The following is a 15,291-nucleotide window of genomic DNA, read 5'->3' as shown; positions in this document are numbered from 1 at the left end:
GTAAATAATAGGCATAAAAAAGCCCGCAACAAAGTATTTGTTACGGGCTTTTATTTTTAATTTAGCAGGTTAATACTTACCTACTACTTTAACTTTATCACTTGCTTTGGCGCTGTCTATATAGCCAATTGCATCAGCATTAGCAGCTACAAAATCAATCACAGCTTGGTCATTATCAAGTTTACCTGGAGGCGTGCCTTTGCCAGTAAAAACTAGCTTTGACCAATAAGCATTTAATTGGCTGCCTGATTTGCCAACAAGCTTGTCGTTAAACTCATCTGCCACTGCAGTACCATTTTGGTTAACAGGGTTTACTTTGGTACCATCAGCAAACGATTTGCTCTTGCCAAGGTATATTTTTTTAATATCATCTTGGCTTATTGCATTGGCATTCGCTGGGTTAACGATTACTGCAACTTCAGCAAATGCTGCAGTACTACATAGTGTTAGCATGCTGGCTAAAATTAATTTTTTCATTGTTCGCTCCAATTAAAATACTAAATCAACGCCAACGGCGATAACATCAGTTTCAGTATTTGATATGTCGTTTTCGAAGCGACTAAAATCTACTTTTAATGCTGCCATTGGGTGGAAGTCATAGCGCGCACCAATGGTGTATACATTACTTTGGGCACGAGTACCTTCTAAGGCTCCATTTATTGCAGCATTTAGAGTCGGCACTGACTCTATAGCATTAAACCTTGATGAGTCATGCTTGTCGTCATTATCTTCATAAGTAAAATGAGCTATGACGTTATCCATACGATACCCAATAGAAGCGTAATATTGAGACTGCTTTGCTAATATACTGTCTTTAACTTCAAATTCGGTATATTCAGCGTCAAATAGAATATTGTTGTAATCTATTGAAATGCCAAAACCTAAGAAGTAGCTATCATCTTCATTTATTGAAATATCGTCAGCTTGAGTCGTTAATCCATTTTGGCGCAATATATTTTCTAGGGCGTTTATTTGAACCCCCGCTAGATCATTCTCATCTTTTTGCCCAAGTTTCATAGTAGTGTCTGTTACAAGGTAAGCTGCACGAGCACTAAACCAATCATAAGAGAGTGTCCAGTTAATACCTGCTACATCATCTAACTCTGCTTGGTCGTTATAAGTAACTGCTACTACATCACCCTCAAAGCCACCGTAGATAACCTGTAAAGTTGAATCCCAATCACCTAATTGTGAAGTGTATAACAAACTCAACCCTTCATAGGTTGAAAATGGCAGTCTGTAAACGGATTGTGGTGGACGAACCCAACGATAGGCATAGCCAACATCTAAAAAGTCAGAATAGCGAAAAAATGGTGCGCGCATTTTACCGGCGCTTAATTGTAGCTCATCAGAGAACTCATATGTTATGTATGCCCATTCAAAATCAGCGTCAAAATCATTTTCACCGCGAGCTACTATTTGCGCTGTAGCGGATAACTTCTCTTGCAGGTCAGCGGTCAGCTGAAGTGCAAATACGCTTTCATTTTTAAATGAAATATCATCATCATATCCATATAAAGTTTGATCACTATCGAGTGACTTACCACCGACAATAGAAGCAAACCCATTAATACGAACTTCAGCACTCGCATTGCTTGTGGCAAGTGCGCAACAAATTGCTACTGCAACTGATAGTTTTTTCATTGTGTATCCTATTTAAATTTCATGTGTATCCCGTTGCAGTATAAGATGAGTATTAACTTTTTTCTAATTAAAATTAATAAATTAAGTCCTTTTTACTGCTTTTTTGCAACAAAAAGGCATGGCCGTGATTGAAAAGTAAGGTTTTTTTATTTTCAGGTAATGTAACTAATTGACTTGTTTGAGTTATTTATAATGAGATGATATTTACTACAGTAGGTATTAAGTAGTAATTATTTTTTAAGTTATGAACGCGAATTCATATTTTTTAGGTTGTCTTGGCACCATCGAATTGCCTGCTGTTTATTCTTGACCGCTATTTTTTTATAAATTTTATGTAAGTGCACTCTTACCGTAGCTTCACTTATAAATAAACTATCAGCAATAGCACTGGAATGAAGCCCACTGAAAAGTAGGTTGAGTACTTTAATTTCTTTATCGGTTAGGTTATTTGTTTGCAAAGCAGTTTTTTGCTCTGAATCGAGCATTTGGCGCATCCAAATATCACTGATAGTACGTGGAAACCACAACTCCCCTTGTTTAATTGCTTCTAACCCCCTGTTAAATAGTTCCTCATTGGTATCTTGATAGAAAAGGCCTTTCAAATTTGGCCATTCTTTAAGTGAAGCAGCATCAGTATTTTTAGGAATATTAAAGATAACTAACCCTTGGTAATTATTGGTTTGCATAAAATGACTCAAAAGTTCGTAATTTGTAAGGCTATTGAGTGCTGAATGACAGACTAATAATATGCCGTTATTCAATGTAGTAAAAAATAATGGACTATAATGGTTGTTGTTAAAAAGCATGTTAGCTGATTGCGTGGTCTGTTTTTTTGTCATGCTTTTCACCTAAAAATGATTCTGTAGTATATTTAAATATAAAGGGTGTTTGGATATTGTCATAATCTTAAATAGCTTTAATGTGTTTTTCGCAACAAAGCGCATGTTCAATTAACAAATAATACTGGTGGTAATTAATGTTAAAGTATTAATTTAAAGCTAAATTTGCATTGCTATTTAGGTAAGTTGGCTAAGCTTAAAAAGATAAAAATAAATTTTTACGTAAACTAAAGTTAAATGTACATATTGTAGCGTTTTTGTAATATAATAAACTCCCAGAGGAAAGATGCATCTAACGCATCTTTTTTTATGCCTACAATTTATGTTTACACAGCATAACGCATAATTAAATTAATACCCTTTGGAGAAGACCTTGAAATTACGCACCCTCTCACAGTTAAGTTTAGCGGTTATTGCAGCCCTAACAACTTCCGCAAATGCACAAGAAGCTAAAACGACAGCCAAACAAGACGCGTTTGAAAAAATTGAAGTGACAGCTCGTAAACGTACAGAGAGCTTGTTCGAATCTCCAACTGCGATTACATCAATAGGTGCTAACCTTATTGATAAAGCCAATATGGGTAACTTAGAAGATATTGGTAAATACGTTCCTAACTTAAACATTACTCGTTATGGTGTTGGTAATGCTGCACATGCCTCAGTGTTTATTCGTGGTATTGGTTTGCAAGATCACATTATAACAACCGATCCAGGCGTAGGTGTTTACCTAGATGGTGTTTACTTAGGTCGTCAAATGGGGTCTAACTTATCACTTCCTAATGTAGAGCGAGTTGAAGTTCTACGTGGGCCACAAGGCACACTTTATGGCCGTAACACATTAGGTGGTGCAGTAAACGTAATTACTAAACAACCTGGTGATGAAGGTATTCTAACAACAACCGCTAAAGTGGGCAGTCGTGGTCGAGTTGCGGGTGATATTTACTTTAATAATGCACTAACTAACGATCTAAGCATGTCAGCCAGTGCGTCATACAAACAACGTAATGGGGTAGGTACGGCAGTAAACTTAGCTAACCCTGAAAAAGAAATTGGTGAAGAGCAAGAGTTTAGTGGTCGTATAGCACTTAAATATGAAGCAACTAGTGATTTAGCGTTTACTTTCTCGCTAGATGGCGTTGATAATGAGTCAGGTCAATCACCTTATACTATTGAACTGACAGATTCATTAGATTCAAATGATGTCTTTAATGGCGATTTCCCATTATTAACTGAAGACTTAATTCCTCAAAACCCTGATGATTTAGGCACAACGGTTGCCGGTATTGAGTCAACTTCATATTCTGGTTGGGGTACGTCATTTACAGCTGATTGGGCGATTAATAACACATATACAGCCAAGTTTATCTCAAGCTACCGTACTTCTGAATATGAAGGTGGTTTAGATGATGATGCATCACCACTTAACTTATCTGAGTTCCCAGAAGTGGGCGGTGCAGATCAATACTCTTTTGAACTTCAGCTAAACGCCACGTTTGATAAAATGGACTTTGTATCGGGTCTATACTTCTTTAATGAAGATGGCTTTACTCGCTCTGAAGATTTTGTATTTAGCCCGTTTAATACACCAGATGGTGTGCTAAATGATGGTGTTACTCCTTCATTTGGTGGCTTTGGATTTTTTGAAATAAATCAAGAAACAAACTCATACGCAGCTTACATTAACGGTAGTTACGATTTAACTGATGATTTAACAATCGGCGGTGGCCTTCGTTACTCAGAAGATAAAAAAGATGCGAATGCTATTTTCCCAACCTTCCCTGAGCGTAAAGACATTAGTGCAGACTTTAATGCAGTAACATGGGACGTTAATGCTTCATACCAGCTTAGCAATAATATGAATGTATACGGTCAAGTGCAAAAAGGTTACCAAACAGGTGGTTTCCCACCGCGCCCATTTGGTGGTCCGGATCAGTTTGTATCGTTTGATGAAACCAAAGCAGTTAACTACGAGATTGGTTTAAAGGGCCAGGTACATGAAAATGTATCTATGATGCTTGCAATGTTTGTTACTGACTACACTGATTTAGCACTGCCATTCTCAGATCCAACCGCGGGCGGTGGCTTTGTAACTATCGTTGAAAATGCAGGCCAGTCTAAAGCGCAAGGTATTGAGCTTGAAACCACAATTGCACTAACCGACGACTTTACTATTCGCACTGCAGTAGGTTACTTAGATTCTGAAATTACAGAAGTAGCTGAAGGTGTACAAGGTATTGGTAAAGGTGACTCACCAGCACTGACACCTCGTTGGACGGTGATGGTTGCTCCATCTTACTTTGTTGATTTAAGCAATGGTGGCACGGTTGCATTAAATGCCAACTACTCGTACCGTAGTGAAATGCAAGGTCAGTCAGTTTTCAATAAAAGTGAAACGATTGATTCGCGTGAGCTAGTTGGTTTTAATATTTCTTACACTAATCCATACGGCGATATGGAAGTAACGCTATATGGTGAGAACGTATTAAACGAAGTTTACGATGTAGGTCGCCTGCAGCAAACTGGTTTTGTTGGCGTAATGCGCAGCAATGACCGTAGTGAGTTTGGTTTAAAATTCAAAAAAGACTTTGAACTATAACCCATAATTTACTCTAAAAATAATACAAAAAAGGTAAGCCATGGCTTACCTTTTTTTATGGTTAAAAATAATTAACCTTCTTTATGCTCTTCACGTGCTTGCTCAATTTCTGCTGCAATTTCACGTGCTTTTTGCTTCGTTTTTTCAGTTAGCTCGCCAGCCGCTTCTTTGCTTTTGATCCATGCATCAACAGCTACTTCTTTGCCGTCATCGTACATGTCTAAGCCCATCGCTTTACTCTCTTCAAGCAGCTCATTAAATGACTCGTCATTTTTAAGCTCATTGGTTTTTTCTTTAACGTCGTTCCACGTTTCGTTTAGCTTTTCTTGAACTTCAGCGCTCGTTTGTTTGGCGTCTTGTTTCACTTCGTTGGCATCTTCACACCCTGTTAGTGTAATTAAAGTGCCTAATAATGCTAAACCTGCTAATTTCTTCATTGACTATCTCCTTTAGTGAAAAATATATTTCAGAGGTAACTATACAACAATGAAAATGAACATAGCTGTAACAACACGATTAAGTTTTAAATTAATGGACGAAAAAGATTGGCAGAAATTATTCGAGCTCGATCAAGATCCAGCCGTTATGCAGTATTTAACACAAGGTAAACCCACTTCGCTTGAAGATATAAAAACGAAAGGCATTCCAAGAATGCTTGCGTATAGAAATGAGCAACAAGGTTGGGGGCTATGGCAGGTAACCCTGCGTGAAGGCAATACCTTTATAGGGTGGGTGCTTGTTCGGCCGATGGGCTTTTTTTCAGATACGCCTGACTTTAGTGATATTGAAGTCGGCTGGCGATTTAAACAAGCGAGTTGGGGTAAGGGTTATGCAACTGAGGCGGCACAAGCGATTTGCTCAACGATTGAAAAACAGTCGCAAGTAAAGGCAATCAGTGCCACAGCGCTGACCGCCAACGTTGGCTCAATTAACATCATGAAAAAGCTCGGTATGCAGCTACAGCACTATTATATTTATACTGATGATGGCTCAAACTTAACTGCTGCGCTTTATTCAAAGCCGTGCAGTTGAGCTAAAACTTCCTAAGCCTTAAAAATGTAGCATCTAAATATTGACCTGATGTTTGTTACTATGCATTAATGTTTTCCATCAATGTATAAAAATAACCTAAGGATATGGGATGGGAGCACTTTTTTCACCAAGCAAGCTAATTATCAGTAGTATTGTGGTAATACAGTTATGTGTTTTTAGTGTAGCGGCTAAACAGAGTGCCGTTGCCATGCCTGACACTTTTAGTGCACATGCTGCAAAAGCTGTGTTAGAGCAGGGGGGGAACGCGGTTGATGCAGCCATTGCAGCACAGTTTGTATTGGCCGTTACGCTTCCCGAGGCGGGTAATATTGGCGGCGGTGGGTTTATGCTTATTCATAAGGATGGGCAAGGTGATTTTATAGATTACCGTGAAACTGCACCGAACGCCGCACATCGTGATATGTATTTAGACGCGCAAGGGCAAGTTATTGCTAATAAATCTATTTATGGTATTCATGCCAGTGGTGTACCGGGTAGTGTTGCTGGTATGTGGCTAGCACATAAGAAGCATGGCACACTTCCTTGGAAAACCTTAGTACAGCCTGCGGTAACATTAGCAGAGCAAGGTTTTGTGGTGCCTGAAAAGTTGGCTCTGTTAATTAAGGGCTACATAGAACATCTAAACAATAAAAACATTAAAGTAAACTTTGCCAATTATTTTGCAAGCGCTACATCTGGTAAGCTTTTTAAGCAACCTGAGCTTGCAGTGACACTCAAACGCATTCGCGATAATGGCCAAGATGGCTTTTATCAAGGTGAAACCGCAACGATCATCGCAAACTTTATGGAGCAACATGGCGGTATTATTACTCAAGACGATTTAAAAAATTACCGCGCAAAGTCTCGTACTCCTATAAAAGCTAACTGGAACGGCTATCAAGTGCTTACTTCACCGCCACCAAGCTCCGGCGGTATTGCTATATTACAATGGCTTAAAATGTATGAGCTTAAAAAGCCCATAGCTGCACCATCACATAATTCAGTTGGGTATGTGCACTTACTTGCTGAAATAGGTAAGCGAGTGTTTGCTGATAGGGCAGAATACTTAGGCGATCCTGATTTTTACCAAGTGCCTACAGCTAAGTTACTTGCAGAAAACTATCTTAAAAACCGCAGCAATAGTATAGATTTAAAGGCCATTTCTACCACTGAAAATATTAAACCGGGTTTAAAAGAAAGCGAACAAACCACACACTTTTCTATTATTGATAACATGGGGAATGCTGTTGCTAATACCACCACCATCAATTTAGGGTTTGGTAGTGGCGTAGTCGTAGAAGGCGCTGGCTTTATTTTAAATGATGAAATGGATGACTTTAGCGCTAAGCCTGGGGTTATGAATGTATTTGGCGCCATTGGCGGAAAAGCGAATGAAATTCAGCCACATAAACGTATGTTAAGCTCTATGACTCCAACCATTTTACTCAGTAATAATAAGGTGAAAATGGTAACAGGGTCGCCTGGCGGCACCACAATTATTAGTTCAGTGTATCAATCAATACTCAATGCGATTGAATTTAATATGAGCGCAAATGAAGTAGTAAATAGCCCGCGTTTTCACCATCAGTTATGGCCTAAAAATGTGATTAGAGCGCACTCGGGTTTGGAGTCCTCAGTAAAGCAACAGCTAATAAAAATGGGTTATACAGTGGATGAGCGTCACTTTGGTGATATGCATGTGATTATCAATAATGATGGCAAATTAGATGCGGCGTCTGAGCAAAGCGGAAGAGGGCAAGCGATAGTATTTTAACGTTAATTATTGACGTTTGAATGGTATGCACCCCAAAACCATCATTGGGGTGCATATATTAGAACAACTATAGGGGCTAGCCTATAGCCGGTATAACTCCTGCCATTTGCAGGCATTGTGCGCTAATAATTGAAATACCACACAAAGCGGCTATGGCCAAACCAATATTACCACTGCGTACTTTATAGCCTTCTTTTTCAATCCCCTGACGCTGCTTGTACACCATGCTAACGGGTAAAAATACTGCCAATATAACCAAAGCAATGGCTGCATAGCCTAATGCCATAATAAATCCTTGCGGGTAAAATAAAGCAAATCCAAGAGGAGGAACAAAAGTAATAAGTGCTGTTTTAATTCTATCAGCCCCCGTGTCTGCTTTTTTGAATGTGTCAGCAAAAAAGTCAAATAACCCCAAGCTTACCCCTAAAAATGACGTTGCTAGAGCTAAGTCGGCAAAGAGTTTAACCGCAGTAGAAACATTGGCGTTATTGGCAATATTGGCCACACTGGCTACAAAACCAGTTAACCCATCGCTTTGTAGTAATTGCTCTTGGCTCATTATGCCTTGGCTTAATACTTGCCAAAATACATAAATAACCAGTGGTAAAGAGGCGCCTGCAATCATAACTTTGCGCAAGGTTTTTATATCAAGCCCGACATATTTAACAATAGAAGGAATTGAGCCATGAAAACCAAAAGAGGTGAATACCACCGGGATAGCCGACAGTATCAGCCCTTGCTCAACAGGCATTTCCAATAAGTGTTGGCCATGTACATAAGGTGTTAGCATATAAAACAAGCTAGCCAAAACTACTATTTTTACACTAAATAGTACTCGGTTAAGCTTATCAACTTTACTAGTGCCTAAAGTCACCACACCTGCAATCAATACGGCTAAAATAACGGAGCCAAATTGTGGAGCAATACTAAGATTAAACCCAGTATTAATGCGCTCTTGTAGCTGAGCACCACCACCGGCTATGTAAGCAGCGCACAGTGCATAAAATAAGAATATCATCGAAAAGTTAGCTACATACTGGCCACGTTTACCAAGCCAAAGCTTAGCCAGTGTATTTAAGGTGGCGTCGCGAGGGGCATATTGGTGAAGCTCCAACATAAGCAATGCAGTGTAGGTCATTAGTAACCAACACCCTACAATTAACACCATTGCCGTATTAAATCCCAGTCCCGCAGAGGCAATGGGTAGGGCAAGCATACCTGCACCTATGGTGGTTCCTGCAACAATTAACATGCTACCTATTGTTTTATTTTTAAGCACTTAATGGTCCTGATCAAACGTGAGAGACACGCAAGATATAACTAGTTGTGCAAAACTTAAATAGTTTTGTCATAAAAGAGACAAAATAAAATGTAATCTTCTATTTACAACTGTATTAAAAAAGCCAAAATCATCAAGAAATGAAATTTAACTTATTAATATAAATGAAAAAATAAAAAGCCAAATGTTAATAACTAAATGGTCAGATTATTGGTTTTGCACAATAGAGGGATTACTAAAACAATAGGTGTTGGCCGAAAGTGCTAAAATTGCACCTTCAGCCATTAAAAGAGGGGGCTGAATTTACATTTTAGCTATTTGAATCACTAAGCGGCGGTTTTTATCACGGCCCAAAATATTATCGTTGGTATCTACAAAGCGTTTTTCACCAAAGCCTTCAGTAACCACTTTAGTTCCATCAACACCTAAGCTAACCATGTAATCTTTAATAGCCTTAGCGCGGGTTCTAGATAAATCGAGGTTATTCCAACGACCGCCATAACTATCGGTATAGGATGCAATACTGATTGACTCTATACTGGGGTCGTTTTTTAAATACTCAGCAATTTTATCAAGGCGTTGCTGCGATGACTTAGTTAACTTACTGCTATTCGATTCATAATTCATTATAGTGAACGAAATATCTTCAAAATTGTATGGCAGCAATTCGTCTCGGCATTGTAAAAATGCCCAATACGCTTGCTTAAAGTTAACATTAGACATACCCACGGCAATTTTATCGGCACTATTTTGCCAGTCTTGGTAGTAAAAAGTGGGTTGGTTGCCTTTTTCAAGCTCAGTCAGTATTTCCCATGCTGTTTTATTACCTAATTCACCATCAAACTTTTTAAGTAATTTCATATCAGCAATATCACGGGCAGGGCGGCCTGCTCGCCAGCTAGGTGGTACCGCTTTTAAACCGGCAATCGCGTAATTTTCTGGGCGCACCACCATGTCTAAATTAAAAGTGAGATCTTTGTTTTTACTTGCTGATGCTTTAAAAACAGCTTCACCATAGTAGGGAACTTCATGATTTAATTGGCATTGCAAGCGAGTTGTTTTAACCAAGTTCCAGTTTGAATTATCTTGGCTAGCCGTGTACTGGCGCATTGCTGCAGTTGTATTCAAACTATACAGCACACTACTAATGCCTAGGCTAATAAATAACAACTTACACTTCATCGAGAATTCTCCAGTTATCTAGCTCTGCCAAAAAAGTGACAAAAACCGTAAAATATTACGCAACAGCAAATAATTCAGCGTAAACGCTAATTACAAAGCAAGTAACATGCCTATAGTTTAACTGTAATTAATCAATAAATCCCCTAGCCGACAGGCCATCAATTTTGACATAATAGACAGCTAATCCCTATAAACCAAGAATACTATGGCAAATACTGAGCAAACACTTTTCGCACAACGCTTTCGTGGCTTTTTTCCTGTGGTTATTGATGTTGAAACCGCCGGTTTTAACAAAGAAACCGACGCACTACTAGAAATTGCAGCATCCGTCTTAAAAATGGATGACGAAGGACTGCTTAGTATCGATCATACCGTTCATTTTCATGTGCAACCGTTTGAGGGTGCAAACATTGAACAAGCCGCTATTGAGTTTAATGGGATTGAGCCTTTTTCAGCACTTCGAAGGGCAGTCCCTGAAGAAGAGGCGATTAAAGAAATTTGTAAAGTAGTGCGCAAAGCGCAAAAAGCCGCAGGGTGTCAGCGCTCTGTGGTGGTTGCTCATAATGCCGCTTTTGACCATGGCTTTTTAAATGCCGCTATTGAGCGTAATAACATCAAGCGCACACCATTTCATCCGTTTGTTAGTTTTGATACCACATCACTTGCGGGTTTGGCATTAGGCCAAACAGTATTAGCTAAAGCGTGCCGAGCAGCAGGAATAGAGTTCGATAACAAACAAGCACACTCTGCGTTATACGATACAGAACGCACCGCTGAATTATATTGTTTAATTGTTAATCGTTGGCAGCAACTAGGTGGTTGGCCACTTGCTATAGATGAAACACAACAGAGCGAAGACGAAGCAAGCAACCAAGATTAAGTTCACAATAGTGAATACTTACTTTGTGGGGCTGAGTCAGTCTTAATAAGCGTTATTAAAACGATTGCGTTATTTTACCTTCACTATGAGTGATTAAATGTGGTGGGTAATTACGCGAAAAGCTAATTGATTCTCGTGCAATTTTAAGCTCTACCCCAGGGTGCATAAGCTCATTAACTTTTAAGCGACTGAGCGCTAAAAGCTGCGTCATTTTCTTTCTTAGCAACTGCTTTTGCTGATTGATGCTGGCGCTTCGGTTTGCTATGTGTTCTTCATTCGTTGTTATTTTATTCAAAAATTGCTGACGCTGTGCGCTTGCAACTTGTTTATTAATTCGCTGACGCGCTTGCTGTAGTTCAATTGACTTACTGATTAAAACTTTTTCAAAGTCAGTGATTTGCGCTTGTTTTTGTTTTAGCACATACCATCGCTGTGCGATGCAAACACGGGTTTTAGTTCCTGCTGGTGCGCCCAATTCACCTGTTTCAATGCGCATTGCGTCTAGAATATGGCCACCAATAATTTTACCTTTAGGATCTTTTGCGCTGCCCACCCTAATTAAATTTCCAGCACTCAAGTCACAATGTAATGATTGGCGATCTATTAGTAAGTTTTGATCCGTTTTTATGTCGCAGTATTGAGAGTAACCAAGCGCAACGGTTCGTTTAGCTAAAATAGAACAGGTAAATGGCTCATCGGCTTCTCGCTTTCTGCCAATTGCACCCTTTACTATTGTGATGGCACTATCACTTTTGAGCTGCGCCGATTCAACAAAGCCTAAAACAGTAATATCGCCGCTGGCGGTCACGCGCATGCCATCTTTTATATCACCACTGACTATAATACTGCCATCAAATTCAACATGCCCAGTACTTGGATCAATATTGTGAAAACATAAAACATCATCAACACGCATACCACGGGGAAGGGCAACCGGTACGCCAGTACAGTCGGCAATTAATAAGTTGGGGTTGTCAGGCGCAATTTTAGTGCCGTCAAAAGGTTGTAATTTATGCTCTTTGCCAGGGGTTGCAGTTAGCACATCTCCAAACACAGTAAACCCATCAACCCCCGATGTTGCTGGAATGCGCCGCATTAATTCACAACCAGGTTTTACAGTAATAATATCACCTAGGTTCCTCATATCAACTTTACCACCGCCTTTAGCTTGTGGGCTAAGTACGCGGTCTTGCGCTGTGCAGCAAAGACGTACAAATTTGGCATCGTTACCCACTTTAGATGCACGACCAAAAGCGACTTCGGCACAATGCGTACTTCCTGGGGGGTGTTCGAACTGTTGCGCCAATAACTGCTCTAATGCATGAGAGCTAATGCCTTTTACAACCCCTGCTTGTGAGAACTCTTCAATCGCTTGTTCCATGCTAAGCAATTTACCGCCCTTGGCAGTAATAAGGGTAGCTTCAACGAGCATATTCTTTTCATCGATGTTTATGGTTAGTTTTGCATCAATGGCTTGAGCAATTACTAAAGAGGGGGCTTCTTCGGTTTTATTTTGAGCAAACAGCTTACCAATATTGCTAGCAATAACCTCACACTCGCAATATTCTGACTGGCCCATTAATTCAATAAGCTGTGTTGCTGTTGAGGCTAAACCTGAAACATGAGGGTGTGAAACTAAAGAGATATACCCCGTTTGCTCATTAAAAGAAAAAACCGACATTTATAAATCCTCTAGGTAATATGTCTGTTATTATTTTTTATAATTTATTAGACCAAGGTCTAGCCTTGCATTTGAGCATAAAGCACCATCATTGTTAAGTAATTGTTTCTTAATTGTCCAATACTTTACATTTACATGTGTGTTTGATGCATGATTAATCAACCAATAAAATAAAACGCCTAAGGTGTTGAGTATTCGTAGGTTACTCGGTTATACTGCTTGGACACTCTGAATGAGTAACCTTATTCAGGGGCTGATTAGGATTCGACGGAATTCAAGAAGCCCGAGGTGCATGTCGAGGTGCGGTTTGCCTCGTAAAAAAGCCGCAATTTAAAGTAATCGCAAACGACGATAACTACTCTCTAGCAGCTTAGGCTGGCTAGCGCTCCTTCCATGTATTCTTGTGGACTGGATTTTGGAGTGTCACCCTAACACCTGATCGCGACGGAAACCCTGGCCGGGGTTGAAGCGTTAAAACTAAGCGGCCTCGCCTTTATCTACCGTGTTTGTCCGGGATTTAAAGGTTAATTAAATGACAATACTAAACATGTAGTACCGACGGTCGAGGCTTTTCGGACGGGGGTTCAAATCCCCCCAGCTCCACCAATAACGGTTTTTAAATTCGTTTGTTTAAAAACCCTAAAAAAACCCGCAACTTGAGCAATCAAGTCGCGGGTTTTTTTATGGCTGAAATTATTGAATTTATTGTGCTTTGGTTTATCTTGCGAACCCCGAACCCCGAACCCCGAACCGAACCCCGAACCCCGACGAACCCCGAACCCCGAACCCCGAACCCCATACCACTAAAAGACTAGTCGCTTACATGTCTATTAGTTGTATTATGAGCTTATGATTAACTGCGGGCATGGGTATGGATATTTTTACAGCTGAACACGTTTCGCCTTTGATCTCGCTGTTACTCATTGTACTGGCGGGGTTTACTTCGTTTGTATCGGCGGCTTTTGGTGCGGGCGGCGGTTTAATGCTGTTGGTGGTAATGGCGTCGGTTATGCCTATGGCGGTGGTAGTGCCTGTTCATGCTTTAGTGCAGTTAGGCTCTAATACCAATCGGTTGTTGTTAAGCATTACCCATCTTGATAAGCCGATGTTGCTGTATTTTACTCTGGGTGGATTAATTGGCGTGGGGCTATCAAGCCAAGTAGTAAGCGATATTAACCTTGATAGTATGAAGTTGTTTGTGGCTTTATTTGTTATTTATTTATTGTGGGGAACAATTCCTGAATTTAATAAAGACTCACGATTAGGGCGGTTAATAGCGGGCGCAATAACCGCATTTATCTCGACTTTTGTAGGGGCAAGTGGGCCTTTGGTGGCGAGTTATTTACATATTAATCATTACGATAAGCTTAAATTTACCGCGACTTTTTCAAGTATTATGACCTTGCAGCATAGTTTAAAAGCCGTTGTTTATGCGGGGCTTGGCTTTAGCTTTTGGCAATGGTTGCCGTTAACACTGGCGATGATTTTAAGCGGAGCCATTGGCACTTGGTTAGGGATTAGATTACTTAAGCGGTTATCGGTAGCGCGTTTTAGGGTTATTTTTAAAGTGATTTTAACCCTGCTTGCCATACAGCTTGCATGGCAAGGGATGAATGTAATGCTTATTTAATAGCGGCTTTTATTGGTTTGTCGCCATCAAATAACTCAAAAATACGATTGCTATTAAATGAATTTGTAGCAACGTGAAGCAGTGCGTTGGCTACATTCTCGCGGCTAATTTTAGCCTTTGACTGATCGCTAGGACGCTCAGTTGTTACTTCCAAAGAGGCATTTTCGTCGGTTAATGTTCCTGGGCGGACAATTGTATAATTGAGTCCACTGTGAATTAAATGCTCATCGGCCATATGTTTTGCTACTAGATAGGGCTTTAAGTCACTATCTATTGCATCTGGATCGTCTGCGCCAATAGAGCTGACCATAATAAAGTGTTTTACACCGTGCTCTTTAGAATAAGTTGCCGCTTTTGTCGCTGCCCACAAATCAATAAGTACGGTTTTATCTGTGCCTGTACTTCCACCTGAACCTGCCGCAAAGATAACTTGGTCGCAGCCATTAATGGCATTTGAAAAGTCACCTTCTAAATCCTGTTCAACAATACTTAAAAATGGGCTATCTAAATCATGCAGTTTGCTTTTGTCTCTTACAAGTGCAACAACATTTTGCTCATTTTCTAAAAGTAGTTTGGTAGCCATTTTACCAATTTGACCACTTGCACCAATAATTAAAGTCTTACTCATAATTAATTCCTTCTCAATATAGTGTAAAGGTTGTTCGTACAAACAGACCTTGGGGTAGGGAATTATTTTTAAAGGGTAAATGGGATTTAAATGAGCTTATTTTAAAAAACATATTAGTTAAAAAGT

The 15,291-nt window shown here is 39.7% G+C and carries 13 protein-coding genes and 1 other RNA gene; 6 read left to right on the top strand and 8 right to left on the bottom strand.

What is annotated here, in order from left to right:
• Positions 1-69: 69 nt before the first annotated feature.
• From FLM54_RS10905 to FLM54_RS10895, 3 genes are all read right to left on the bottom strand, one after another.
• Positions 70-477 (bottom strand): phosphate ABC transporter substrate-binding protein, encoded by a 408-nt coding sequence (locus FLM54_RS10905; RefSeq protein ID WP_024602067.1) that lies wholly within the window; start codon positions 475-477, stop codon positions 70-72.
• Positions 478-489: 12 nt separating this feature from the next.
• Complete coding sequence (locus tag FLM54_RS10900; RefSeq protein WP_024602068.1) at positions 490-1,644, bottom strand: porin; 1,155 nt, start codon at positions 1,642-1,644, stop codon at positions 490-492.
• A 242-nt stretch (positions 1,645-1,886) separates the two neighbouring features.
• Positions 1,887-2,483: a LuxR C-terminal-related transcriptional regulator gene (locus tag FLM54_RS10895; protein WP_178956384.1), complete on the bottom strand. Its 597-nt coding sequence runs from the start codon at positions 2,481-2,483 to the stop codon at positions 1,887-1,889.
• 373 nt (positions 2,484-2,856) lie between these two features.
• Here FLM54_RS10895 and FLM54_RS10890 point away from each other — a divergent pair, with 373 nt between their 5' ends.
• Complete coding sequence (locus FLM54_RS10890; RefSeq protein ID WP_024602070.1) at positions 2,857-5,079, top strand: TonB-dependent receptor; 2,223 nt, start codon at positions 2,857-2,859, stop codon at positions 5,077-5,079.
• 71 nt (positions 5,080-5,150) lie between these two features.
• On the opposite strand, the gene FLM54_RS10885 is transcribed toward FLM54_RS10890, so the two are convergent.
• Positions 5,151-5,516 carry a hypothetical protein gene (locus tag FLM54_RS10885; protein WP_008111315.1) on the bottom strand — a complete coding sequence of 122 codons (366 nt, stop codon included), beginning with the start codon at positions 5,514-5,516 and terminating at the stop codon, positions 5,151-5,153.
• Between the two features lie 49 nt (positions 5,517-5,565).
• On the opposite strand from FLM54_RS10885, the gene FLM54_RS10880 reads away from it, so the two are divergent.
• Positions 5,566-6,111 (top strand): GNAT family N-acetyltransferase, encoded by a 546-nt coding sequence (locus FLM54_RS10880; protein WP_178956383.1) that lies wholly within the window; start codon positions 5,566-5,568, stop codon positions 6,109-6,111.
• Positions 6,112-6,220: 109 nt separating this feature from the next.
• A complete protein-coding gene (ggt, locus tag FLM54_RS10875; RefSeq protein WP_178956382.1) occupies positions 6,221-7,885 on the top strand; it encodes a gamma-glutamyltransferase in 1,665 nt (554 codons plus the stop codon).
• A 76-nt stretch (positions 7,886-7,961) separates the two neighbouring features.
• On the opposite strand, the gene FLM54_RS10870 is transcribed toward ggt, so the two are convergent.
• Both FLM54_RS10870 and FLM54_RS10865 read right to left on the bottom strand, forming a co-directional pair.
• The gene (locus FLM54_RS10870) at positions 7,962-9,164 is read right to left on the bottom strand and encodes an aromatic amino acid transport family protein (RefSeq protein ID WP_178956381.1); all 1,203 of its coding nucleotides are present in this window, start codon (positions 9,162-9,164) and stop codon (positions 7,962-7,964) included.
• Positions 9,165-9,467: 303 nt separating this feature from the next.
• Positions 9,468-10,346, bottom strand: a complete 879-nt coding sequence (locus FLM54_RS10865; protein ID WP_178956380.1) for an OmpA family protein — start codon at positions 10,344-10,346, stop codon at positions 9,468-9,470.
• A gap of 205 nt (positions 10,347-10,551) precedes the next feature.
• Between FLM54_RS10865 and rnt the strand changes: the two genes are divergently transcribed.
• Complete coding sequence (rnt, locus tag FLM54_RS10860; RefSeq protein WP_178956379.1) at positions 10,552-11,226, top strand: ribonuclease T; 675 nt, start codon at positions 10,552-10,554, stop codon at positions 11,224-11,226.
• 55 nt (positions 11,227-11,281) lie between these two features.
• Here the strand turns inward: rnt and FLM54_RS10855 are convergent, their stop codons facing one another.
• Positions 11,282-12,907, bottom strand: a complete 1,626-nt coding sequence (locus FLM54_RS10855) for a DUF342 domain-containing protein (RefSeq protein WP_178956378.1) — start codon at positions 12,905-12,907, stop codon at positions 11,282-11,284.
• A 249-nt stretch (positions 12,908-13,156) separates the two neighbouring features.
• Here FLM54_RS10855 and ssrA point away from each other — a divergent pair.
• Both ssrA and FLM54_RS10845 read left to right on the top strand, forming a co-directional pair.
• Positions 13,157-13,513: a transfer-messenger RNA gene (ssrA, locus tag FLM54_RS10850) on the top strand.
• Between the two features lie 265 nt (positions 13,514-13,778).
• Entirely contained in the window at positions 13,779-14,537 is a 759-nt protein-coding gene (locus FLM54_RS10845) for a sulfite exporter TauE/SafE family protein (RefSeq protein WP_178956377.1), read from the top strand.
• On the opposite strand, the gene FLM54_RS10840 is transcribed toward FLM54_RS10845, so the two are convergent.
• Positions 14,530-15,165, bottom strand: a complete 636-nt coding sequence (locus FLM54_RS10840) for an NAD(P)-binding oxidoreductase (RefSeq protein WP_178956376.1) — start codon at positions 15,163-15,165, stop codon at positions 14,530-14,532. The genes FLM54_RS10845 and FLM54_RS10840 overlap by 8 nt on opposite strands.
• Between the last annotated feature and the right edge of the window lie 126 nt (positions 15,166-15,291).

The sequence above is a fragment of the Pseudoalteromonas sp. Scap25 genome, from assembly GCF_013394125.1.
Taxonomy (GTDB): domain Bacteria; phylum Pseudomonadota; class Gammaproteobacteria; order Enterobacterales; family Alteromonadaceae; genus Pseudoalteromonas.
Note: the sequence above shows the minus strand (reverse complement) of the source record. Positions and strands in the feature narration are given on the sequence as shown.

Coding starts and splice junctions, on each gene's coding strand:
- FLM54_RS10905 (WP_024602067.1), bottom strand. CDS start 477: ATGAAAAAATTAATTTTAGCCAGCATGCTAACACTATGTAGTACTGCA.
- FLM54_RS10900 (WP_024602068.1), bottom strand. CDS start 1,644: ATGAAAAAACTATCAGTTGCAGTAGCAATTTGTTGCGCACTTGCCACA.
- FLM54_RS10895 (WP_178956384.1), bottom strand. CDS start 2,483: ATGACAAAAAAACAGACCACGCAATCAGCTAACATGCTTTTTAACAAC.
- FLM54_RS10885 (WP_008111315.1), bottom strand. CDS start 5,516: ATGAAGAAATTAGCAGGTTTAGCATTATTAGGCACTTTAATTACACTA.
- FLM54_RS10880 (WP_178956383.1), top strand. CDS start 5,566: ATGAAAATGAACATAGCTGTAACAACACGATTAAGTTTTAAATTAATG.
- ggt (WP_178956382.1), top strand. CDS start 6,221: ATGGGAGCACTTTTTTCACCAAGCAAGCTAATTATCAGTAGTATTGTG.
- FLM54_RS10865 (WP_178956380.1), bottom strand. CDS start 10,346: ATGAAGTGTAAGTTGTTATTTATTAGCCTAGGCATTAGTAGTGTGCTG.
- rnt (WP_178956379.1), top strand. CDS start 10,552: ATGGCAAATACTGAGCAAACACTTTTCGCACAACGCTTTCGTGGCTTT.
- FLM54_RS10855 (WP_178956378.1), bottom strand. CDS start 12,907: ATGTCGGTTTTTTCTTTTAATGAGCAAACGGGGTATATCTCTTTAGTT.
- FLM54_RS10845 (WP_178956377.1), top strand. CDS start 13,779: ATGGATATTTTTACAGCTGAACACGTTTCGCCTTTGATCTCGCTGTTA.
- FLM54_RS10840 (WP_178956376.1), bottom strand. CDS start 15,165: ATGAGTAAGACTTTAATTATTGGTGCAAGTGGTCAAATTGGTAAAATG.